Below are 22,229 nucleotides of genomic sequence, written 5' to 3'. Positions count from 1 at the left end.
TCGGTCAGCACCGAGGAGGTCATATGTCCGAACCAGCAATTCTCGAGATGCACGGCATCGTGAAGGAGTTCGCCGGCGGCGTGCGCGCGCTCGACGGCGTCTCGCTCACCGTCGCCTCGGGCGAGGTGCACGCCATCTGCGGTGAGAACGGCGCCGGCAAGTCCACGCTGATGAAGGTGCTCTCGGGCGTCTACTCGCACGGCAGCTTCGGCGGCAGCATCGAGTTCGACGGGCACTCCGCCGAGTACCGCGGCATCAACGACAGCGAGGCCGACGGCATCGTCATCATCCATCAGGAGCTGGCGCTGAGCCCGTACCTCTCGATCGCCGAGAACATCTTCCTCGGCAACGAACGCGCACGCGGCGGCGTCATCGATTGGAACGCCACGAACTCAGAGGCGATGGCCCTGCTCGAACGGGTCGGCCTCGACGAGAACCCCGCGACGCCCATCAACCAGCTCGGTGTCGGCAAGCAGCAGCTCGTCGAGATCGCGAAGGCGCTCGCGAAGGAGGTGAAGCTCCTCATCCTCGATGAACCCACCGCAGCGCTCAACGACACCGATAGCGCGCACCTGCTCGGGCTGATCGACCAGCTGCGCACGCAGGGCATCACCTCGATCATCATCTCCCACAAGCTGAAGGAGATCCAGCAGATCGCCGACTCCGTCACGATCATCCGCGACGGGCAGAGCATCGAATCGTTCTCGATGTCCGAGGGCGATGCGGACGAGGGCCGCATCATCCGCGCGATGGTCGGGCGCGAGCTCTCGCAGCTCTTCCCGGAGCACCGCCCGAACATCGGCGCGGAGAAGCTGCGCGTCGAGGGCTGGACCGTGCGCCACCCGAACGACCACGACCGGATCGTCATCGAGGACGCTTCGTTCTCGGTCCGCGCCGGCGAGATCGTCGGCTTCGCCGGTCTCATGGGCGCCGGCCGCACCGAGCTCGCCATGAGCATCTTCGGCCACAGCTACGGCACCGTGCTCTCCGGCCGCGTGTTCAAGGACGGCGTCGAGATCCAGACCCGCACCATCCAGGAGGCGATCGGGCACCACATCGCCTACGTCACCGAGGATCGCAAGCGCTACGGCCTGAACCTCATCGAGTCGATCACCTCGAACATCTCGATCGCCGGCATCGGCGAGGTGTCGAAGCGCGGCGTGATCGATCAACATCGCGAGAACGCGGTCGCCGAGCGCTTCCGCAAGATCATGCGCATCAAGACCCCGGATGTCTCGGTGCACACCGGCAAGCTCTCCGGCGGCAATCAGCAGAAGGTCGTGCTGGCCAAATGGCTGCACACGAAGCCCGACGTGCTGATCCTCGACGAGCCGACCCGCGGCGTCGACGTCGGCGCGAAGCAGGAGATCTACACCGTGATCAACGAACTCGCGCAAGAGGGCAAGGCGATCGTCGTCATCTCCTCCGAGCTTCCCGAGCTCCTCGGCCTCTCGGACCGCATCTACACCATCTCCGAGGGCCGCATCTCCGGCGAGCTCTCACGCGCAGAGGCCACGCAGGAGGCCCTCATGACTCTCATGACCTCAGGAAAGGAACGCGCCGCATGAGCACCCAGACTCCCGCGCGCACAGCGCCCCGCAAGAAGATCAGTTTCAACGTCCGCCAGTACGGCATCCTCGTCGCGCTCGTCATCATCATCCTGCTCTTCCAGGTGCTGACCGCCGGCCGTCTGCTGATGCCCGGCAACGTCAACAACCTGATCCAGCAGAACGCCTACGTGCTCATCCTGGCGATCGGCATGGTGATGGTGATCATCGCCGGCCATATCGACCTCTCGGTCGGCTCCGTGGTGGCGATGGTCGGCGCGGTCTCGGCGATCGCGATGCAGCAATGGGGGCTGCCGTGGTGGGCGGCGGTGCTCGTCGCGCTCGTCGTCGGCGCGGTCGTCGGCGCGTGGCAGGGCTTCTGGATCGCCTACGTCGGCATACCGGCGTTCATCGTGACGCTCGCGGGCATGCTGCTCTTCCGCGGCCTCACACTCGTGCTGCTGACCGGGGGCACCATCAGCGGCCTCCCGAAACCCTTCATCGCGATCGGCGCGAGCTGGCTGCCCGGAGTCTTCGGCGGTATCGCGAACCGGGATGCGCTCACCCTCATCCTCGGCCTGATCGCCTGCGCGTTCTTCTTCGCCGACCGGTTCCGGAACCGCCGCACGCTGCAGAAGCTCGGGCTTCCAATGGAGCCCGCAGGTCTCTACTGGGGCAAGTTCGCCGCGGCCGTCGTCGCCATCATGGCGCTGTGCTGGCTGCTCGCCGGGTACAACGGCACGCCGATCATCCTCGTCATCCTCGGCGCGCTGATCCTCGCGTACTCGTTCGTGCTCAACCGCACCGTCTTCGGCCGCCACATCTACGCGATCGGCGGCAACCGTTTCGCGGCGGAAATGAGCGGCGTGAACACGAAGCGCGTCGACTTCATGCTCTTCGTGAACATCGGCGTGCTCGCCGCCGTCGCCGGCGTCGTCAGCACCGCCCGTGCCGGCGGCGCGGTCGCCTCGGCGGGTGTCAACTACGAGCTCGATGCGATCGCCGCGGCGTTCATCGGCGGCGCCGCGGTGCAGGGCGGCGTCGGCACTGTCGTCGGCGCGGTCATCGGCGGCCTGGTGATGGGCGTCCTGAACATGGGCCTGTCGATCCTCGCCGTCGATGCCGCATGGCAGATGGCGATCAAGGGCATGGTGCTGCTGCTGGCCGTCGCCTTCGACATCTGGAACAAGCGGCGTTCGGGTCGCTGATCCAGCGCACCGCGCACTCCCGCTGGAGCGGGCACCGGTCGTTCCGGGGCCCGCTCCAGCCATATGCCCCATCGTTCGCGCGCGACATCCCCCGACCCGAAACTGATGGCGATGGAGCCGTGCTCGTCGGTGCGGAGCACCCGAGTGCCCGTCGACGCGTAGTCGTCGAGCGTCTCGGCCACCGGATGCCCGTACCGGTTCTCGGCCCCGACCGAGACCAGCCCGAGCGCTGCGCCGGCCTCCGCCGCGAAGCCGGCGTCGCGATCCCTGCTGCCGTGGTGGGCGATCTTCACGATATCGGCACGCAGCTCCGCACCGGCCGCGCGCAACGCGCGCTGCTCGGCCTCGCCCGTGTCGGCGAGCAGCAGCGCTCGCAGGCCGCGGATCTGCACGGCGAGCACGAGGCTCGCCGAGTTCGCGTCGGCCGGCCGGGCGGCCGCATCGGGCGCGAGCACCTCCCAGGACATCGCCGGCCCGCCGCCGCGCATACCGCTCGCGCCGACGATCGTCGGCACCCCGGCTTCCCCGAGTGCGCCGAGCACCGGACGGTCGTCGCCATCGAGCGCGTTCGCCGGTGCGACGAGCGCCTCGCGAGTGCGGCCGACCACCTCGCCGAGCGCTCCGACATGGTCGCGGTCGTCATGGGTGAGCACCAGCAGTGCGATCTCCGAGACTCCGAATCGGTCGAGGCAGGCTCGCAGCTTCTCGGGGTCGTCCCCGGTGTCGACGAGCATGACCTCGCCCCGCGGCTCGCCGTCGCGCAGCAGCAGCGCGTCGCCCTGACCGACATCACAGGCGACGACGCTCCAATCCGCGGGCACCGTCGATCCGGTTGCGATCGGCACGACGAGCGTGGGCCCGGCGAACACGCCGAGCGCGGCGCAGACGAGGCACGCGACGATGCTGCGCGAGCGCAGCGGCGTCTGCGCGCGACCCGCCCACGGCGCCGTGCGCGACTCTTCGGGGTCGCCGAGGCGTCGGGGAGCGAACCGGCCGCTCGCCAGCAGCCACGCGACGAGCACGGAGCCTTCGACCGCCGTCAGCAGCAGCGCCCCCGGCCAGTCGCCCGGCCAGGCCCAGCGCGCCGCGGGCAGGCCCGCCGCGATCTCGGAGGCCGCGGCGACCCAGCTCGCGGGCCAGCTCCCGAGCCGTACGAACGCATCGCCGAGCTCGGCCGACAGGGGCAGGGCGACCAGGGCCGCGAGCCCGAGGCCCGTGCCGAGCGGCGCCGCGGTCTCGATCAAGCAGTTCGCGAGAATGCCCGCGGCAGGGATACCGGGCTGCAGCAGCAGGAGCAGCGGGCCGCAGGCGAGCTGCGCGGAGAGTGCCACCGCGACCGGCAGTACGAGCCATCGCGGCGGGCCCGCGGCGAACGGCCAGCGCTTCGCCGTTCCGCGTTCCAGGGCAGGCACGATCAGCAGTATCCCGGCGGTCGCCGCGACGGAGAGGGCGAATCCGGGCTGCAGCGCCTGCCACGGGTCGGCGATGAGCATCGCGTTCATGGCGAGCCCGAGCGCGGGCAACGACCTCGAGCGGTGCCCGCCGAAGTCGGAGACCAGCATGACGACGGCCATGATCGCAGCCCGCTGCACGCTCGAGTCGGGGCCGACGATGATGACGAAGCCGCCGAGCGCGATCGCGGCCGCGAGGATGCGCAGCCTGCGGCCGAAGCCGAGACGGCTCACCAGCCCGATGACGCAGGCCGTGAGCAGGCCGATGTTCGCCCCGGACACGGCGGTGACGTGCACCGTAGACGCCTGCTTCATGCTCGATTCGAGCGCGTCGGAGACGAGCGACGTGTCGCCCACGGCGAAGCCGGGCAGCAGCTCGGCTCCGGACACCCGGCTCGCGGTCTCCCGCAAACCGTTGCGGAGATCGGCCGCGACCCGCGCACTGCGTTCGGCGAGCCGCTGCCGCGCGCCCGCCGCCGGGGACGACCGCGTGCCGGGCGGCGGAGGGCCGATGACGTCGAACGCGTCGACGCGGATGCCGTAGGCCGACATCGCCCCGGCTTCAAGCGGCACCGCCGTACCTGCGATGAGCACCCGGCTCCCGGGTCCGAGCCGCGCACCGGCCGCTGCCTCGGTCTCGCCGAGCCACAGCACGACCGGCACGGACCGGTACGGCGCATCGAGCACCGCCGTCGCCCACGCCGATCGCACGGCGCCGTCGTCGCCGAGCCGCAGTTGGGGGAATGCGCTCAGCGTCGCGGCGGCTCGGATCGGTTCCCGGCGTTCAGCCGCCGCGAGGATCTCCGGATCGGCGCGCTGCTGACCGTGGACGGCGACGCTCGACCCGAGCAGCACGAGCAGCGCACAGCCCACTGCGCCGCCCTCGAACAGCAGGCGGAGCCGGTGCGCCGAGGCCGCCGACCGGCCCCGCCCGAAGAGCGCCGATCCCATCAGCGCCAGGCCGCCGCAGGTCGCCGCCGCGATGGCGATGCCCCAGCCCGCCGCGGGCCGCAGCACGGCGCATGCGGCGACCGCCCACACGACGAGCGCGGGCGCGAACAGCCGCCAGGTACCGGGCGGGGACCGCTCGCGCTCCTCGCGCCAGTGCAGCGTCTCCCCTGCGGGTGTGCGCGGGTTCCCGGCGGTCATCGCACCGACACCAGCTCTCGCAGCCCGTCGAAGGTCTTCTCGCCGATGCCCGAGACCTCCCGCAGCTGGTCGACGGCGGTGAAGCCGCCGTTCGCCTCGCGCCACTCGAGAATCCGCTGCGACAGGGCCGGGCCCACCCGCGGCAGGGTCTCGAGCTCCGCGGCGGTCGCCGCGTTCAGGTCGACCGATGCGGCTCCCTGCCCCGACCCGCTCGCGGCGGCACCGGCCGGCTCCGCGGCCGCGGGCGCGTCCACCGCGGTGCCGGTTTCGATCTGCGCCGCGTTCGGCACGAGCAGCTGCTCGCCGTCCACGATCGTCCGCGCGAGGTTCACCGCCGAGAGCACTGCGGCCTCCGTTGCTCCTCCGGCCGATTCGATCGCGTCGGCGGCGCGCGAGCCCGCGGGGAGGCGTACGACACCGGGCGCGGCGACCTCTCCGATCACGTGCACGATGATCTCGGAGTCGGCGGAATCCACCGCGCCCCCGGCGGCTTCGGGTTCGTCATCCGCTCCGCTGCCGGCCGCGGTCGCTGCCGACAGCGCGTGCTCCACTTCCGACGCTGCCGCGGCTCCCGGCCGCATCTGCAGCGTCGCCATGATGATGGCGATCGCGACCGCGACGACGAACACCGTCGCGCCGGCGAGCACCGGCACCGCGACCGCGCGCTTCAGCTGCGCCGCGAGCCCGGGCGCCTCCGCACGTGCGATCGGCGCCGACACGGCGCGATGCGCGGCAGCGGGCCCGCTGCCGTCCGTCTCCGCGGCCCGCGCGCGCAGCACCGCTTCGGAGCTCCAGATCACCGCGCCCGGCGAGGCGGACTCCCGCAGCGCCGCACTCCCCCGCGTCCTGGGCTCGATCTCTTCGATGTCCGGCTTCATGCGGCCAATGTAGGCCGAACTCCGGGTGCCGGTGCGCGCGGATCCGGCTATCCGAACAAGTCGCCGCTGAAATGCCCGATTCGTCGCCTGTGGAGGAAGGTACTGCCCGCACATGCGACGATCCCGGCCCCGCGTCAGACGCCGGGCCGGGATCGGGAGAGCAGCGTCAGCCGCGCGTCGCGATGCTCACGATCTTCGGCACGCGCACGACGACGTTCACGACCTCGCGTGCGCCGATCGAGCGCTGCACGGAGGCCGAAGCGCGGGCCGCCGCCTCCGCCTCCGCCTCGGTGACGTTGGCGGGCAGCGTCAGGCGATCCCTGACCTTGCCGTCGACCTGCACCACCATGGTGACCTCGTCCTCGACGAGCAGCGATGCGTCCGATGCCGGCCACTCGGCCAGGGCGACCGAGGGTTCGTGACCGAGCTTGGCCCACATGTCCTCCGCGGCGTACGGGGCGAACAGCGACAGGATCATCGCGATCGCCTCGGCCGATTCGCGCACGGCCGGATCGGCGACGCCGCAGCCCGAGTCGATCGCCTTGCGCGTGAAGTTCACCTGATCCATGAGTCGCGCGACGACCACGTTGAACTTGTACGCTTCGACGAGGCCGGGCGCATCGGCGAGCAGCTGATGGGTGTGCTTGCGCAGCGCCTTGTCGCCGGCGGCGAACGCCACGCCGGGGGCTGCGCCCCGCTGCTCCACGTCGTCAGCGATGCGCCAGGCGCGCGCGAGGAACTTCGCCGACCCCTGCACCGACACATCGGCCCAGTCGATATCGTCCTCGGGCGGGCCGGCGAAGGCGAGCGTGACGCGCAGCGCGTCGGCGCCGTGCTCCTGCAGCTCCGAGGCGAACTCGACGAGGTTGCCCTTCGACTTCGACATCTTCGCACCGTCGAGCAGCACCATGCCCTGGTTCAGCAGCGCGGTGAAGGGCTCCTCGAAGTCGAGGTAGCCGAGGTCGTGCAGCACCTTCGTGATGAAGCGCGAGTACAGTAGGTGCAGGATGGCGTGCTCGACTCCGCCCGCGTACTGGTCGATCGGGCCCCACTGCTTCGCGAGCTCCGGATCGAACGCCTGGGTGTCGTCGTTCGACGACAGGAAGCGCAGGTAGTACCAGCAGCTGTCCACGAAGGTGTCCATGGTGTCGGGGTCGCGCAGCCAGACGTCGCCGTCGGCCTCCGCGACCGTGGCCCATTCCGTGGCGGCGCCGAGCGGTGACGCGCCCTTCGGCTTCAGATCGAGGCCCTGCGATGCGGGGAGCTCGACGGGGAGCGAAGCGGCGTCGACGGGCTTCATCCGACCCTCGTTGCCGCCCGTGCCGTGCAGGATCGGGATCGGGGTGCCCCAGTAGCGCTGGCGCGAGATGAGCCAGTCCCGCAGGCGGTAGGTCGTCGCGGCGCGGCCGGTGCCGCGCGCCTCGAGCACCTCGATCGCCCGCGCGATCGCGGCCGACTTCTCGAGGCCGTCGAGCTCGCCCGAGTTCACGAGCACGCCATCGCCCGCTGTGGCGATGCCGCTCGCGGCGGGATCGGGCAGGGCCGCGCCGTCGGCATCGCGCACGTCGACGACGACGCGCACCGGGAGGTCGAACTTCAGGGCGAAGTCGAGGTCGCGCTGGTCGTGGGCGGGCACTGCCATGATCGCGCCGTGGCCGTAGTCGGCGAGCACGTAGTCTGATACCCAGACCGGAATGCGCTCGCCGTTGACCGGGTTCACGGCGAAGTGGTCGAGGGAGACGCCGGTCTTCTCGCGCTCGGTGCTCTGGCGCTCGATCTCGGTCTGCTTCTGGGCCTGGTCGAGATATTCCTGGAAGCGGATGCGCGTCTCCTCGGACGCTCCCGCGGCCAGTTCCGCGGCCAGCTCGGAATCGGGTGCGACGACCATGAAGGTGGCGCCGTGCAGCGTATCGGGGCGGGTGGTGAACACCGGCACCTTCTCCTCGCGGCCCTCGATCTCGAACTCGACCTCGGCGCCGCGCGATCGGCCGATCCAATTGCGCTGCATGTTCAGCACCTTGGTCGGCCACTTGCCCTCGAGCTGGTCGAGGTCGTCGAGCAGCCGATCCGCGTAGTCGGTGATGCGGAAGTACCACTGGGTGAGCTTCTTCTTCACGACGACGGCGCCCGAGCGCTCGGAGGTGCCGTCGGAGAGCACCTGCTCGTTCGCGAGCACCGTCTGATCCACCGGGTCCCAGTTGACCCAGCTGGCCTTGCGGTACGCGAGCCCCTTCTCGTACATCTTCAGGAAGAGCCACTGGTTCCAACGGTAGTACTCGGGGTCGCTCGTGTGCAGCACGCGGCTCCAGTCGAACGACGGGGCGTACTTGCGGAACGAGTCCTTCTGCTGCGCGATATTCGCGTACGTCCATTCGCGGGGGTCGACGCCGCGCTTGATCGCGGCGTTCTCGGCGGGCAGCCCGAACGAGTCCCACCCGATCGGGTGCAGCACCTCGTAGCCGCGGCCGCGCCAGTAGCGCGCGAGCACATCGCCGAAGCAGAACGCCTCGGCGTGCCCCATGTGCAGGTCGCCCGAGGGGTACGGGAACATGTCGAGCACGTACTTGCGCGGCTTCGGCGAGGCCTCATCGACCTCGAAGGGCTTCAGCTCGTCCCAGACGGGCAGCCATCGATCCTGGATCGCCCTGAAGTCGTAGCCCTCTGATTCTCGCCGCTGCTGGTCGGTCACGCGCACCTCTACTAGTCGTCGGATCGCTCGCCGGAGCGAGCACACACCGTTCAAGGATACCGCGCCGAGCCGGCCGCATTCGCCCTTCGGCCGAGCAGTGCGCGATCGGTCAGCGAGGGCCGAGCGCCGAGATGATCGCGGCCGCCTTGAGGTGCTTCTCCGCGACCTCCCGCGGCGGGTCGGAGTCGGCCGTGATGCCGCCTCCCGCCCCGACGAGCGCCGCCGCGAAACGCCTGGCGCTCGAGACCCCGTCGCGCAGCGGTTCGCGCAGCGGTTCACGCAGTTCGATACCGCGGATGGTCATCGCGAGTTCGGCGTCGCCGCGATCGTCGATCCATCCGAAGCAGCCGGAGTAGAGCCCTCGCGGCCGCTCTTCGAGCTGTTGGAGGATCTGCACGGCGCTCCGCTTCGGCGCGCCGGTCATGGAACCGCCCGGGAAGCAGGCCGCGATGGCGTCGGCGATGCCGAGCCCCGGAAGCAGGCGACCGGAGACCGTGCTCACGAGCTGGTGCACGTGCGGATGGGTCTCGACGCGGAGGAAGTCGGCGACGCCGACGGTGCCGGCCGCGCAGACCCGGCTGAAGTCGTTGCGCATGAGGTCCACGATCATGAGGTTCTCGGCGCGCTCCTTCGGGTCCGCTGCCAGATCCGCGGCGAGCACCGCGTCTTCGGCTGCGTTCGCCCCGCGCGGTCGGGTGCCCTTGATCGGATGCGTTTCGAGCGCCCCGTCGTGGAGGCCGAGGAAGCGCTCGGGGCTCGCGCTCACGAGCGAGCGATCGTGAGCGACCACGACGGCGCCGCGGGCAGCCGGGCCGCTCCGCCGCAAGCGGAGGTAGGTGCGGAGCGGATCGAACTCGCCTCGAGCCGCTGCGGTGTCGGTGAGGCAGAGCACGTAGGCGTCGCCGTCGCCGATCGCGGCGCGGCAGGCTTCGATCTCCTCCGCATAGCGGACGTCGTCGCGCCGCCACGAGGTCGGGACGGGCCGCTGCCCCTCCCCCGGATTCGGTATCGGCGCCGGTGCCGGTTGCGGTGCGGCGGCCGGTGCCGGGAAGCGCGCGGCCCACGCGGCGGCATCCGCTCCATGCACCTCGGCGACCCCCGAATCGTGGTCGACCGCGAGCACGGCATCGACGCGCAGCGCGAAGGCCGGTGCGCCGTCATCGGGCGAAGGGTCGAGCCCCATGAGCGAGACGCCGAACTCGTAGCTCAGTGCGACGACCCAGCCGCTGCGGAACCCGCGGCCGGCGCCGGCGCCGACCTCGGCGCGCAGCCCGTCGAGGAACTCCCGTTCGCGGCCGCGCTCCGCGATGCGGATCGCGCTCGCCGTACCGAGATAGCTCGTGCGGCTCTCGCCCGCCGGCGCCGCAGCGCCGTCGAACCAGAACCACGGCTCCCCGCTCGCAGCGAGCCGCTCGGCGATGCCGACGACCTCCGCGGAAGCCATGACGAACGGGCCGCGCGACGCGGCCGCCCCGCGTTCGTCGCTCTGCTGCACAGGAACAGCGTAGCGGCCGCGGGCGCGGCATTCGCGCGGCAGTAGGGTGAAGGCATGACTGCAGCGACGAGCGCCGGCGAGCTCCTGGTCGCCGATTCGTTCCGAGTGCGCATCGACGACGCGAGCGGGCGGGCCGAGGTGCGGGGATTCCCGCTGCACCTCGACCGCTTCCGCGCCGGTGTCGTCGAGGCGATCGGCGGCGCGGAAGCGGAGAACGCGGTCGGCACCGACTGGTTCGAACGCGTCTGCGACCCCTTCCTCGCATCGACGCCCGAGCGGATCTCGCGCGGCGGTGCCGGCTTCCCGCGATTGGAGCTGCGAACCGACCGCGAGCTCGAGGCGCGCCGGGATGCCGCCCCGTTCGCCCTCGACCTGCGGGTGCGCCCGCTGCCCGCGCTCGGCCGCCGCGTCGACCTCGTCTCGGCCGCGTTCGAGAACGCCCGCACCCCGTGGGTGAAGGGGCCGAACCTCGCGCGCCACACCGCGCTGAACCGTACGATCGGAGCGGAGGCCCTGCTGCTCGGCGACGCCGGCGAAGCGCTCGAAGGGGCGACCACGGCGATCGTATGGTGGGACGACGGTGCGCTGTGCGTCGTCGAGTCGCCCTCCCGCGTGGCATCGGTCTGCGAGGCGCTCATCACCGTCATCGCCGAGCATGCCGGGGTAGCGGTGCATCGCGCGACGATCGCACCTGCGCAGCTCGCGGCGCACGAGGTCTGGGCGCTCAACGCGCTGCACGGCATCCGCCCGGTGCGCACCATCGACGGAGTGGCACTGCGCACCCCGGAACGGGCCCGGCTGGCGCAGTACCGGCGGGCGCTCGAAGCGACCTGGCACCCGGTGCTCGGCGAAGAGTTCTGACTCAGGCGCGCCCGGCCGGGAGGTCGATGACGCGCGCGATCGGCAGGCCCTCGGGCAGTTCGGTGTGCGTGATCAGGATCACGGCCCGGTCTGCGGGCACGGACCCGAGCAGGTCGATGAGCAGCCGATCCGCCAGGTCGCGATCGACGCCCGCGGTCGGCTCGTCGAGCACGACCACGGGGAAGTCGGCGAGGATCGCCCGCGCGAGCGCGATGCGCTGCGCCTGCCCGCCCGAGACGAGTGCACCGCGTTCGCCGACCGGCGCGTCGAGCCCGCCCCGCTCCACGGCCCAGTCGCCGAGCCCGACCCGATCGAGCACCGACTGCAGTGCGTCGTCGCTCGCGGTGTCGCGTGCGAACTTCAGATTCTGCCGCAGATCGGTGTCGAAGAGGTGCGGCGTCTGTTCGCAGAGGCCGACGAAGCGGCGCACCTCCTCGGGGGCGAGGCCGCGAGCCTCGACGCCGTGCAGGCGATACGAGCCGCGGTAGTCGATGAACCGCACGAGCGCCTGCGCGAGCGTGCTCTTGCCCGAGCCGCTCGGCCCCCGCACGACCACCGCCTCGCCCGCGCTCACGTCGAACGAGACGCCCGACACGGCATCGCGCGCGGCCCCGGCGTGGCGCACGGCGAGGCCGCGCACCGAGATCACGGGGGCCGCGGGGTCGGCAGGCCCATCGAGCCGGGCGCCCGCCGTATGCGACACCACCTCCGGCGCGATCGGAGTCTCGGTCAGCGCGGCGACGCGATCGGCGCTCGCCGCGACGGCTCGACGGGCGACGAGCGCGGCCGGCACCTGCGCGAAGACTTCGAACACGGCGGCGGGCACGACGACCGCGGCGGCGAAGAGCGGGGCCGAGATCTGCGCCCCGAGCTGCGGCATCACGAGCAGCAGTACGAGCACGGAGGCGACCCCCGACCCGAGCGCCAGCAGCGCGCCGGTGAGGCCGGCCGAGCGTGCGCGCCGCAGCTGCACCCGCTGCAGCCGTGCTTCGGCCGAGCGCACCCGTTCGCGGTGCTGCGGCAGCGCGCCGAACGCGGCGAGCACGTCGGCCGATGCGAGGTGCTCGAGCAGCGCGTCGACGAGGGCGGCGCGCGCCGCGCCCAGCGCGCGGTCGAAGCGGCTCGCCATCCGTCGCGACAGGACGACCGCGGCGCCACCGCTCAGCAGCAGCATCCCGAGCACGATCAGGGCCGCGAGCGGCGACGCGCACGCCATCGCGATGAGGCTCAGTGCCACGACGACCGTGCCGACGACGAGCGGCTGCCGCACGCGCAACGGCTCGTCCTGCAGCTGGTCGACGTCTTCGACGAAGGCGGCGAGCACGTCGCCCCGGCGGCTCGACTCGATGGCGCCGGGCACCCGCGGCACCAGCGCCTCGAACGTGCCGGCGCGCAGCCCGGCGAGCTCGGTCAGCGCCGCATCGTGGCTCGACAGCCGTTCGGCGTAGCGGAGGCCCGCGCGGCCGACGGCGAACGCGCGCACGCCGACGATCGCGAAAGTCAGGTAGAGAATGGGCGGCTGCTCCCCCGCCCTGACGATCAACCACATGCTCAGGCCGAGCAGCCCGACGACGCAGACGTCGGCGAGCACCCCGAGCACGATGCCCATGAGCCGCTTCGCGCGCGGCGGCATCGCACGGGCGATCACCCGTCGCCGCATCGCCGCATCCGCCGCGCTCACCGGGCGGCCTCCGCCTCGAGGCCGACGGCGGCCGCGCAGGGGGCGCCGACGCGCACGATACGGTCGGCCGCAGCGAGCACGGCCGGCCGGTGACTGACGACGAGCACCGGGCGCCGCTCGAGTTCGGCGGCCTCGCGCACGACGCGGATGATGCGCGCCTCGCTCTCCGCGTCGAGCGCCGAGGTCGGTTCGTCGAGCACGAGGGCGGCCCCGGGTCGGGAGTCGGCCCGGTAGAGGGCCCGTGCGATCGCGACGCGCTGCGCCTGGCCTCCCGAGACCCCCGAACCGCCGGCGCCGAGCTCGTGGTCGATGCCGAGGCCCTCGAGCCCGACACGAGCGAGCGCCCGCGCCGCGCGCGCACGGTCCGGGGCCGCATCGCCGATCGCGATGTTCTGCGCCAGCGATCCCTGCAGCAGCCCGGGCCGCTGCCCGCACCACGCGAGCTCGACGGAGCGCGAGATCGACCCCGAGGCCGGCGGCACGAATCCGAGGAGCGCGGCGACGATCGAGGATTTGCCCGCCCCCGAGGGCCCTGCGAGCGCGACGACGCTGCCCGGCTCGACCGCGAGGCTCACCGGGCCGATCCGGCGGTCGCCCCGACGGATCTCGAGCCGATCGATGCGGAGCGCCGCGCGGCCCGCGCCTGCCTCGACGACGGCGGCCGATGGCGCGAGCCCCGCCGTGCGTACGGCCGGCTCGGCCTCGCCGTCGCCCTCGCCGTCGCCGTCGCCGTCGCCGTCGATGATCGAGAACACATCGGCCGAAGCGGCGAGCCCCTCGGCGGATGAGTGATAGGCGGCGCCGACCTGCCGGATCGGGATGAAGGTCTCGGGCAGCAGGAGCAGCACGAAGAGCCCGAGCGCGATCGGAAAGGCGCCGTCGACCAACCGGGTACCGACGGTGACGGCGACGAGCGCGATCGAGAAGGTACCGGCGAGATCGAGCACGAACCCCGAGAGGAAGGTCACGCGCAGCACCTGCATCGTGCGCGACCGGTACTCCTCGGTCTCACGGGCGATGCGCGACGACTGGCGCCCCTCCCGCCGGTACAGCTTCAGCGTCGGCACTCCCGAGACGGCGTCCATGAACGATGACGAGAGCCGCTGCAGCTGGCGCCACTGCCGGTCCTGCACCGCCTGCGTGGCGAGGCCGATGAGGATCATGAAGACGGGGATGATCGGGAACACCGCGATCACGATGGCACCGCTCACGGGGTCGGCGAGCAGCACACCGAGGACGAGCACGGGCGTCGACACCGCGGTGAGGATCAGCTGGGGCACGTAGCCCGAGAAGTACCCGTCGAGCGCATCGAGCCCGCGCCCGAGCACCGTCGCGAGCTCCGCGTCCGGTCTCCCGCCGGCCCGCAACGGCGAGCGGGCGTCGAGCGCATCGAGCGCCGCTTCGCGCAACTGCGTCTTCACGAGCGCGGCGCCGCGACTCGCCACGATGTCCATCCCCCAGCCCGCGGCGGAGCGCACCACGAGCGCCGTGAGGCCGACGGCGATGATCTGCGGCAGGGCCGAGGCGTGGGCGGCGTATTCGAGCGGGCGCCCGGCCGGTTCGCCCCCCAGCACCGGCAGCACCGCGATCGCGAGGGCCTGGGCGAGGCACCAGCACCAGGCCGTGATCGCGACGGCGCGCACGAGGCCGAGCGCGGCCCCCGCGCCCAGCACCCACCGCGAGGCGCGGGCCGAGCGCAGCAGCCGCGGGTCGAACGGTTTCATCGTCGCGCTCCTACGCGTGGGCCTCGACAGGGATCATCTCCCGTGTCAGCCGCTTGCGGAAGATCCAGTACGTCCAGGCCTGGTAGGCGATGACGAGCGGCAGCGTCAGGAGCGCGAGCCAGGTCATCAGCTCGAGGGTCTGCTGCGAGCTCGCCGCTCCCTCGATCGACATGGAGAACGTCGGATCGATGGTCGAACGCATGAGGTGCGGGAACATGGCCATGAAGATCGCGAGCAGCGCGAACACGATGCCGAGGGCATTGCCGGTGAAGGCCCACCCCTCCCGGCCCCGGAAGTTCGCGATCCAGGCGCCGATGAGCCCGATCGCGGCGATGGCGGAGCAGAGCGCGACGACCCCGGCCGTCTCACTGCCGAGATGCTGCACCACGGTCCAGCCGAGGAAGACGGCGCCGGCGCTGATCGCCGCGACGCCGACCTTCGACGCGAGCGCCCGCGCCCGCAGCCGCATCTCGCCGGCGGTCTTCAACGAGATGAAGACGAGCCCGTGCGTCCACACGATCAGGAGCAGCGTCAGGCCGCCGAGCAGCCCGTACGGGTTCAGCAGCGTGAGGAGCGTGCCCTCGTACAGCCATCCGCCGGTCTCGGTCGGGCGGATGGGCAGCCCCTGCGCGAGATTCGCGAACGCGACGCCCCACAGGAGCGGAGGCACGACCGACCCCCAGAAGATGAACTGGTCGAACCAGCGCGTCCACTCGCGCCCCTTGCCGAGATGGCGGTATTCGAACGAGACGCCGCGCAGGATGAGTGCGACGAGGATCACGAGCAGAGCGAGATAGAGCCCCGAGAACATGGTCGCGTACCACTCGGGGAAGGCGGCGAAGAGCGAGGCGCCGGCCACGATGAGCCAGGTCTCGTTGAGGTCCCAGACCGGGCCGATCGTGTTGATGATGACGCGGCGGTCGGTGTCGTCCCTGCCGAGGAACGGGAGTGAGATACCGACTCCGAAGTCGAATCCGTCGAGCACCAGGTAGCCGATGAGCATGATGCCGACGATGAAGAACCAGAGTGTCGTGAGTTCCATAATCCTGCGCTCCTAGTAGACCGTCGCGAGGCTGCGCGCATCGGGAGCCCCCGGTGCGCCGTCGGGCCCCTCTGGCGCTTCGATGTCGGGCGGGCCGTCTTTCGCGGCCTTCGTGATCAGCTTGAATTCGACGACCGCGAGGGCGCCGTACACCACGGTGAAGACGATGAGCGATACGAGCACCGCCCATCCGGGCACGCCGGGCGAGACGCCGTTCTCCGTCGTCATCACGCCGAACACGATCCAGGGCTGGCGCCCCATCTCGGTGAAGACCCAGCCGACGAGCGAGGCCAGCATCGGCAGGGGCGCCGACCACACGGCGACCTGCCAGACCCACTTCGGCAGTTCGGCGTTCTTGCGGGTGACCCAGAGCCCGACGGCCGACACGAGCGCGGCGAGGGCGCCGAGGCCGATCATCCAGCGAAAGGCCCAGTAGGTGACCCAGACGATCGGCACGAAGCTGCCGTCGCTCGGGCAGGTGAGCATCGAATCGGCTCCGCAGTACAGCGCCTCGTAGTCGGCCTGCAGATCGCGGATGCCCTCGACGCTGCCGTCGAAGGTGCCGTTCGACAGGAACGAGAGCAGGTACGGGATGCGGATCGAGAAGATCTCGTGCGCGCCATCGGGCGTTCCCCAGCTGAAGATCGAGAACGAGGCATCGGCGCCGCTCGCGTTGTTGTACAGCGCCTCGGCGGCGGCCATCTTCATCGGCTGGGTCTCGGTCATGACCATGCCGAGCGAGTGCCCGGTGAGGCCGACGCCCATGAACGAGACGATGTTCGCCCAGGCGCCGAAGCGCAGCGCGGTGCGCATCTCGTCGACGTACTGGCCCCGCTGCAGATGCCAGGCGGCGGTGGCCACCACGACGACGGCCGCGAACATGATGGCGGCGAAGATGGTGTGCGGGAACTGCGTGACCGCGACCGGGTTCGTCAGCACCGCCATGATGTCGGTGAGTTCGGCTCTGCCGCGCTCGGCGTTGATCTCGAAGCCGACCGGGTTCTGCATGAATGCGTTCGCCGCGAGGATGAAGTAGCCCGAGAGCACCGTGCCGATCCAGACGAACCAGATCGAGAGCACGTGCACCCGCTTCGGCAGCTTGTCCCAGCCGAAGATCCAGACGCCGATGAAGGTCGCTTCGAAGAAGAAGGCGAAGAGCCCCTCCATCGCGAGCGGTGCGCCGAAGATGTCGCCGACGAAGCGCGAGTACTCCGACCAGTTCATGCCGAACTGGAATTCCTGCACGATTCCGGTGACGACGCCCATCGCGAAGTTGATGAGGAATATCTTGCCGAAGAGCTTGGTGAGGCGCAGGTACTTCGTCTTGCCGGTGCGCACCCACGCGGTCTGCAGCAGCGCGACGAGCAGCGCCATGCCGATCGTCAGCGGCACGAAGATGAAGTGGTACAGCGTCGTGAGCCCGAATTGCCAGCGGGCGAGGGCGAGCGGGTCGAGTGCCGCCGTGCGGAGGAGTTCGTTCACCTGTTGCTCCAGGTCGATCGAGGTGCGCGATCGACCACGGAGGCGATCGCACTTCCGTAGTGGATTCCGACGCGGAGCGGTGCGCTCCGGAAGGGGCCGGTCGACGACCGACTGCCTCGATTTTATCGATTCTGAGAGTTTCCTACGAATGCGTCTCGACGTCGAGACATCAATATCTCGGCCTCGAAATACATTCCTCTCGGCCTCGAAATACATTCCTCTCGATGTCGAGAGACCCCGTATCCGAGCGGCTCCCCGGGCCCACCGGTGTCACCTCGCATACACTCGTCTCGTGACCGAGGTACTGCAGACGTTGATCGAGTTCGTGCGCGACCTCGATCCCCTGCTGCGTACGCTCGTGGCAGGGATCGGCATGATGCTCGAGACCTCCATCTTCATCGGCCTGATCATTCCGGGTGACACGATCGCGCTCGTCTCGGCCGTCGGCGTCCAGGGCCCGCTCGAGTTCGCGCTGCTCGTCGTCGCACTCGTGCTCGGCGCCATCGCCGGCGAGTCGATCGGCTTCGCGATCGGCCGCTGGCTCGGGCCGAAGATCAGGACGAGCCGCCTCGGCCGCAGGCTCGGAGACCGCAACTGGCAGATGGCCGATCGGTACCTCGGCAGGCGCGGCGGCTTCGCCGTCTTCCTCTCCCGCTTCCTCCCGGTGTTCCACTCGCTCATCCCGCTCTCGGCCGGCATGATCGGCATGTCGTACCGTCGCTTCCTCGCCTGGACCTCCTCCGCGAGCGTGATCTGGGCGGTGCTCGTCGTCGGGCTCGGGTCGGGGGCGGCCGCCGGGTACGAGCAGCTCGCCCGCCATGTGAAAGGCGCGGGCTACGTCTTCGTCGCCGCCGCACTGGTCGTCGTCGGGGGCGTCTGGCTCGTGAAGCGGCTGCTCCTGCGCCTCGAACGCGTGCATCTCATCGCCGACGATACGGGGCAACGCGAGTCGCGCGGCGAAGCGGGCGACCCCACGCCCTAGACTGGCTGCGTGACTTCGTCAGCAGCTTCGCGCCCGCGCATGGCCGCGCGCCTGGAGGATTGGCTCCACGGCAAGCGCACGAAGCGCGCGACCTCGCGCGGCAAGACCCCCTCGGTCATCCCGTACATCGGCTACGGCAGCACGCAGTGGGTGCGCGTGCTCGGCCGGGTGCTCTATCTGAAGCCCGAGACCCGCGAGCACACCCGGTTCCGCCCCGATGTCGCCGCGGTTTCGCGCGTGCGCGGATGGCGCACCTTCACGAGCCTCTACGCGCCGCACGAGCAGGTCGACGTGCTGATCGGCGACCGCCTGATCGGCACCGTTCGGGCCGACCGCGGCGGAGTCATCGATTCGAACGTCCCGGTCGAGCTCGCACCCGGATGGCACACGCTCACACTGCGCACCGGTGACGGCGAGACGGCCGATGCCCCCGTCTCGATCGTCGACCCGGAGGCGAGGGTCGGCGTCATCTCCGATGTGGACGACACGGTCCTCATCACCGCGCTGCCGCGGCCGTTCCTCGCGGCCTGGAACAGCTTCGTGCTCGACGAGCACGCGCGTGCGGCGACCCCCGGCATGGCCGTGATGCTCGATCACCTCGTGGCGGCGCACCCCGGCGCACCCGTGATCTATCTCTCGACGGGCGCCTGGAACGCGGCGCCCGCCCTCAGCCGCTTCCTCGCGCGCAATCTCTACCCGATGGGTCCGCTGCTGCTCACCGACTGGGGCCCGACGCACGACCGGTGGTTCCGCAGCGGCAAGGAGCACAAGCGGCTCGAGCTGCTCCGGCTCGCCCGAGAGTTCCCGTCCGTGAAATGGGTGCTCTTCGGCGATGACGGGCAGCACGACGAGACGCTGTACCACGAGTTCGCGATCCGCCACCCCGAGAACGTCGCGGCCGTCGCCATCCGGCAGCTCTCCATCGGCGAGGCGGTGCTCGCCGGCGGCCGATCGAAGGCCCGCGTGCACCGCACCTCGAGCGGAGTGCCCTGGCTCTACGGCCCCGACGGCGCGAAACTGCGCGAGGAGCTGCGGCGGCTCGACCTCATCTGACGCCGGCAACGGCAACGGCGGCCCGCACTCCTCGAGAGGAGGCGGGCCGCCGTTGTCGCGCGGGTCAGAGCTCAGCGCTCCGCAGTGCGGACCTTACGCGTTGAGCCGGGGCAGTGGCCCCGGCAGCTCTCGCGAGCGAACCCTGGCTCGGGTTCACTCCCCAGCGAGAGCTGCCTGAACATCCAGGGTGATCGTGACGTCCGAACCGAGCATGAAGCCGCCCTTCTCGAGCGCGGCGTTCCAGTTCAGACCGAAGTCCTCGCGCTTGACCACTGCAGTCGCGGTGAAGCCGGCCTTGTAGTTGCCGTAGGGATCCTCGCCGAAGCCCCCGAAGTCGAAGTCGAAGGTGACGGGCTGGGTCACGCCGCGCAGGGTCAGGTCGCCGTCCACCTTGAAGTCGCCGCCCTCGGTGCGGACGCCGGTCGAGACGAAGCTCAGCTTCGGGAATTCGTCGGCCGAGAAGAAATCGCCGGTGCGCAGGTGCTCGTCGCGCTGCGCCTGACTCGTGTTGATCGAGGCGACATCCGCCGTAGCGGTCACCGTCGAATCGATCGGGTTCTCGCCGGTGACGAACGTTGCGTCGAAGTTCTCGAACTTGCCGCGCACCTTGCTGATCGCGAGGTGGCGAACGGTGAAGCCGACCTCCGAGTGCGTCGGGTCGATGGTCCAGGTGCCCGCACGGTAGCCGGGAATCTGCTCAGCGGTGATGGTCATAGAAGCGCCTTTCGTTTCACGGGTTCGGCCGGGTCGCCGGCCTGTCACAGGGGAACAACGGGACCCCCGCAAACTATATTCCCGTGCATGTAAATTTTTTCGAGAAAGTTCTTCGGGGCCGACGCCGCGCGTGGTGCTCCGGCCCCGGTCGCTGCGATCGCGCAGCGCGGACCGCCGCGCAGGCCGGCTGCACGGGGGCGCGGGCGATCAGCGCGGGCGCCTCTTCGCGCTGGCGCGGGCCCGCTCCACCGATTCGGGCATCGCGGCCGACGGCGCGAACGAACCGTAGCGGCGCTCCGCGGCCGTGCCGATGAGGAAGTCGCTGATCGCGGGATTCTTCGGCAGGAGCGCACCGTGCAGGTAACTGCCGATGACGTTGCCGGTGCGGGCGCCCTCGGTGCCGTCGTCGGGGTTGTTGCCCGATCCCTGCAGCACCCGCCCGAGCGGCTGCGAGCCCGGTCCGAGCTTCGTGTTGCCGCTGTGGTTCTCGTAGCCGATGATCTCGCCGAACTCGTCGGAGTGCAGCACGATGTTGCCGATCATCCGCTCATCGCCGCCGCGGGTCTCGACGTCGAGGACGCCGATGCCCTTGAGCTCCGAGCCGGTCTGCGTGACGAAGCGGTGGCCGAACAGCTGGAACAGGCCGCAGATCATGAGCATGGGAACACCGCTCGTCGCGAGATCGCGCAGCTCATCGGCACGGTGCTGCAGGTCGTCGGCGACACGGCCCTGCCCCGAGTCCTGCCCGCCACCGCCGATGACGATGTCGACGCGGTCGGGCATCGGGTCGCCCGGGTTCACTTCGACGATGCGCGGTGCGAACCCGTGGGCGCGAGCGCGCCGCACGAGCGAGAGCACGTTGCCGCGGTCGCCGTAGATGTTCATGTCGCGCGGGTAGAGCGAGACGATGACGAGCTCGCTCGAGGGGTTCCCGGTCACCAGATATCCTCCACATCGGTCATCTCGCCGAGCATCTTGCGCAGCGCCAGCATCGCCGTGTAGGTGCAGTAGATGCGCCGCGGATGCCCCATCGTGCGCTCGCGGAACCCCGAGAGCGCGAGCGCCAGGTCCTCCTCGACGTGCCGTACCGCGACGTCGTCGTGCTCGAGGCGCAGCGCCATATCCCAGGCCCGCACCCCGGAGACGGTGTCGACCCCGGCTTCGGCGAGGGACCCGAAGTCGACGTCCCACAGCCACGACATGTCGCGGCCATCGGCGTACTGATCGTTGATCGCGATCATCGCTTCGACGTCGCGAGCATCGAACGAGGCGAGGCCGAGCCTGAAACCGGCCGGGTTCTTGACGAGCACGAGTTCGAGGGGCGCCCCGTCGAGCTCGAGCTGCTCGCCGCGCCCGAATGCGGGCTTGACCTCGGCGAGGGAGGCGAGCACCGCGGCGGCCGAGGCATCGCGCGGCGCGCGTCCGCCGCCGGTGCGCGGCCCGGCGTCGAGCACCATGCGCACGGTCGAGAGGGCCGCAGCGGCGTTGAAGGTATTGTAGAGCCCTTCGAGCTTCAACGTCGTGCGGTGGGTCGCACCGTCGAACTCGAACTCGGCGGCGTGGTCGCCGAGCCCGACGAGGGTGACGTCGCACGCCTCGCGGGGGCCGCCCGGTGCAGCAGCACCGGAGTGGAAGTCGTCGTCGCCCGGGAAGGTCGCGAGCAGCTCGTCCGAGAGGCCGAATTCGCGCACCTCGGGATGCTCGCCCGCCGACGCCTGGCGGGCTCGCGTGCGCTGCCCGATCTCGGCCACGAGCCGGTCCTCGCGATTGACCACCAGGCCGTCGGTCGTGGCATCGGCGATGCGCTGCAGCAGGCGGGCGGTGGTGTCGATCTCGCCGAAGCGGTCGAGCTGGTCGCGCAGCACGTTCAGCAGCAGCGTGAACCGGGGCTTCACCCGATCGATGAAGTACATCGCGTGGGCCTCGTCGAGCTCGAGCACCGCGATATCGGCGTCGAGGCGGCCGCCCATCGAGCATTCCTGAATGGCCGCGGCGACGACGCCGCGCGAGAAATTCGACCCGGTCTTGTTCGTGAACACCCGCAGCCCCTGGGCCTCGAGCATCTCGGTGATCATCTTCGTGGTCGTCGTCTTGCCGTTCGTGCCGCTCACCGCGATCACGCCGTAGGGCAGCCGGCCGAGCACGCGGGAGAGGAACCCGGGGTCGATCTTCTCGACGACGAGCCCGGGCAGCGCCGACCCTCCGCCGCGCAGCCTGGCCGCCTGCCGCACTGATTTGCCGATGATGGCCGAAAGAGCGTCGCGCATGCGAAT

The 22,229-nt window shown here is 70.6% G+C and carries 15 protein-coding genes and 1 pseudogene; 5 read left to right on the top strand and 11 right to left on the bottom strand.

From position 1 onward, the window contains the following. Positions 1-23 precede the first annotated feature (23 nt). Together mmsA and mmsB are read left to right on the top strand one after the other, a co-directional pair. Positions 24-1,568, top strand: coding sequence for a multiple monosaccharide ABC transporter ATP-binding protein (gene mmsA / locus NHL51_RS11205; protein ID WP_434143812.1), 1,545 nt, complete (start codon positions 24-26; stop codon positions 1,566-1,568). Beyond that, positions 1,565-2,755 carry a multiple monosaccharide ABC transporter permease gene (mmsB, locus tag NHL51_RS11200; RefSeq protein WP_434143810.1) on the top strand — a complete coding sequence of 397 codons (1,191 nt, stop codon included), beginning with the start codon at positions 1,565-1,567 and terminating at the stop codon, positions 2,753-2,755. The genes mmsA and mmsB overlap by 4 nt, the downstream gene beginning before the upstream one ends. A gap of 581 nt (positions 2,756-3,336) precedes the next feature. On the opposite strand, the pseudogene NHL51_RS11195 reads toward mmsB, so the two are convergent. From NHL51_RS11195 to NHL51_RS11180, 4 genes and pseudogenes are all read right to left on the bottom strand, one after another. Then, positions 3,337-4,758 (bottom strand): annotated as a pseudogene (locus tag NHL51_RS11195) (ComEC/Rec2 family competence protein); the annotation flags it as partial. 593 nt (positions 4,759-5,351) lie between these two features. Next, positions 5,352-6,233 carry a helix-hairpin-helix domain-containing protein gene (locus tag NHL51_RS11190; protein ID WP_434143808.1) on the bottom strand — a complete coding sequence of 294 codons (882 nt, stop codon included), beginning with the start codon at positions 6,231-6,233 and terminating at the stop codon, positions 5,352-5,354. 166 nt (positions 6,234-6,399) lie between these two features. Beyond that, complete coding sequence (gene leuS / locus NHL51_RS11185) at positions 6,400-8,922, bottom strand: leucine--tRNA ligase (protein WP_434143806.1); 2,523 nt, start codon at positions 8,920-8,922, stop codon at positions 6,400-6,402. A 109-nt stretch (positions 8,923-9,031) separates the two neighbouring features. Continuing rightward, positions 9,032-10,417, bottom strand: coding sequence for an anthranilate synthase component I family protein (locus NHL51_RS11180; protein ID WP_434143804.1), 1,386 nt, complete (start codon positions 10,415-10,417; stop codon positions 9,032-9,034). 54 nt (positions 10,418-10,471) lie between these two features. Here NHL51_RS11180 and NHL51_RS11175 point away from each other — a divergent pair, with 54 nt between their 5' ends. After that, the gene (locus NHL51_RS11175; RefSeq protein ID WP_434143803.1) at positions 10,472-11,278 is read left to right on the top strand and encodes an aminotransferase class IV; all 807 of its coding nucleotides are present in this window, start codon (positions 10,472-10,474) and stop codon (positions 11,276-11,278) included. 1 nt (position 11,279) lies between these two features. On the opposite strand, the gene cydC is transcribed toward NHL51_RS11175, so the two are convergent. Genes cydC through NHL51_RS11155 form a run of 4 tightly spaced genes read right to left on the bottom strand, consistent with a single transcriptional unit; the run spans position 11,280 to position 17,207 of the window. Beyond that, a complete protein-coding gene (cydC, locus tag NHL51_RS11170) occupies positions 11,280-12,959 on the bottom strand; it encodes a thiol reductant ABC exporter subunit CydC (protein ID WP_434143802.1) in 1,680 nt (559 codons plus the stop codon). Beyond that, positions 12,956-14,683, bottom strand: coding sequence for a thiol reductant ABC exporter subunit CydD (gene cydD / locus NHL51_RS11165; RefSeq protein WP_434143800.1), 1,728 nt, complete (start codon positions 14,681-14,683; stop codon positions 12,956-12,958). Before cydD ends, cydC begins: the two co-directional genes overlap by 4 nt. Positions 14,684-14,693: 10 nt before the next feature. Further along, positions 14,694-15,725, bottom strand: coding sequence for a cytochrome d ubiquinol oxidase subunit II (gene cydB / locus NHL51_RS11160; protein ID WP_434143798.1), 1,032 nt, complete (start codon positions 15,723-15,725; stop codon positions 14,694-14,696). Between the two features lie 12 nt (positions 15,726-15,737). Then, positions 15,738-17,207: a cytochrome ubiquinol oxidase subunit I gene (locus NHL51_RS11155; RefSeq protein ID WP_434143796.1), complete on the bottom strand. Its 1,470-nt coding sequence runs from the start codon at positions 17,205-17,207 to the stop codon at positions 15,738-15,740. 292 nt (positions 17,208-17,499) lie between these two features. On the opposite strand from NHL51_RS11155, the gene NHL51_RS11150 reads away from it, so the two are divergent. Both NHL51_RS11150 and NHL51_RS11145 read left to right on the top strand, forming a co-directional pair. Next, positions 17,500-18,189, top strand: a complete 690-nt coding sequence (locus tag NHL51_RS11150; RefSeq protein WP_434143795.1) for a DedA family protein — start codon at positions 17,500-17,502, stop codon at positions 18,187-18,189. 9 nt (positions 18,190-18,198) lie between these two features. Further along, positions 18,199-19,242, top strand: a complete 1,044-nt coding sequence (locus tag NHL51_RS11145) for an App1 family protein (RefSeq protein WP_434143793.1) — start codon at positions 18,199-18,201, stop codon at positions 19,240-19,242. 153 nt (positions 19,243-19,395) lie between these two features. On the opposite strand, the gene NHL51_RS11140 is transcribed toward NHL51_RS11145, so the two are convergent. The 3 genes from NHL51_RS11140 to NHL51_RS11130 all read right to left on the bottom strand — a co-directional run bounded on the left by NHL51_RS11140 (position 19,396) and on the right by NHL51_RS11130 (position 22,223). Continuing rightward, positions 19,396-19,956, bottom strand: a complete 561-nt coding sequence (locus NHL51_RS11140; protein WP_434143792.1) for a YceI family protein — start codon at positions 19,954-19,956, stop codon at positions 19,396-19,398. Between the two features lie 207 nt (positions 19,957-20,163). Beyond that, positions 20,164-20,895 (bottom strand): type 1 glutamine amidotransferase, encoded by a 732-nt coding sequence (locus NHL51_RS11135; protein WP_434143791.1) that lies wholly within the window; start codon positions 20,893-20,895, stop codon positions 20,164-20,166. Beyond that, a complete protein-coding gene (locus tag NHL51_RS11130) occupies positions 20,892-22,223 on the bottom strand; it encodes a MurT ligase domain-containing protein (protein ID WP_434143790.1) in 1,332 nt (443 codons plus the stop codon). The genes NHL51_RS11135 and NHL51_RS11130 overlap by 4 nt, the downstream gene beginning before the upstream one ends. Between the last annotated feature and the right edge of the window lie 6 nt (positions 22,224-22,229).

It is taken from the genome of Leucobacter sp. gxy201 (assembly GCF_051043335.1).
GTDB lineage: Bacteria > Actinomycetota > Actinomycetes > Actinomycetales > Microbacteriaceae > Leucobacter.
Note: the sequence above shows the minus strand (reverse complement) of the source record. Positions and strands in the feature narration are given on the sequence as shown.

Excerpts from the sequence above, each read along its gene's own strand:
- mmsA (WP_434143812.1), top strand. The coding sequence starts at position 24 with ATGTCCGAACCAGCAATTCTCGAGATGCACGGCATCGTGAAGGAGTTC.
- mmsB (WP_434143810.1), top strand. The coding sequence starts at position 1,565 with ATGAGCACCCAGACTCCCGCGCGCACAGCGCCCCGCAAGAAGATCAGT.
- NHL51_RS11190 (WP_434143808.1), bottom strand. The coding sequence starts at position 6,233 with ATGAAGCCGGACATCGAAGAGATCGAGCCCAGGACGCGGGGGAGTGCG.
- NHL51_RS11175 (WP_434143803.1), top strand. The coding sequence starts at position 10,472 with ATGACTGCAGCGACGAGCGCCGGCGAGCTCCTGGTCGCCGATTCGTTC.
- cydD (WP_434143800.1), bottom strand. The coding sequence starts at position 14,683 with ATGAAACCGTTCGACCCGCGGCTGCTGCGCTCGGCCCGCGCCTCGCGG.
- cydB (WP_434143798.1), bottom strand. The coding sequence starts at position 15,725 with ATGGAACTCACGACACTCTGGTTCTTCATCGTCGGCATCATGCTCATC.
- NHL51_RS11140 (WP_434143792.1), bottom strand. The coding sequence starts at position 19,956 with ATGACCATCACCGCTGAGCAGATTCCCGGCTACCGTGCGGGCACCTGG.
- NHL51_RS11130 (WP_434143790.1), bottom strand. The coding sequence starts at position 22,223 with ATGCGCGACGCTCTTTCGGCCATCATCGGCAAATCAGTGCGGCAGGCG.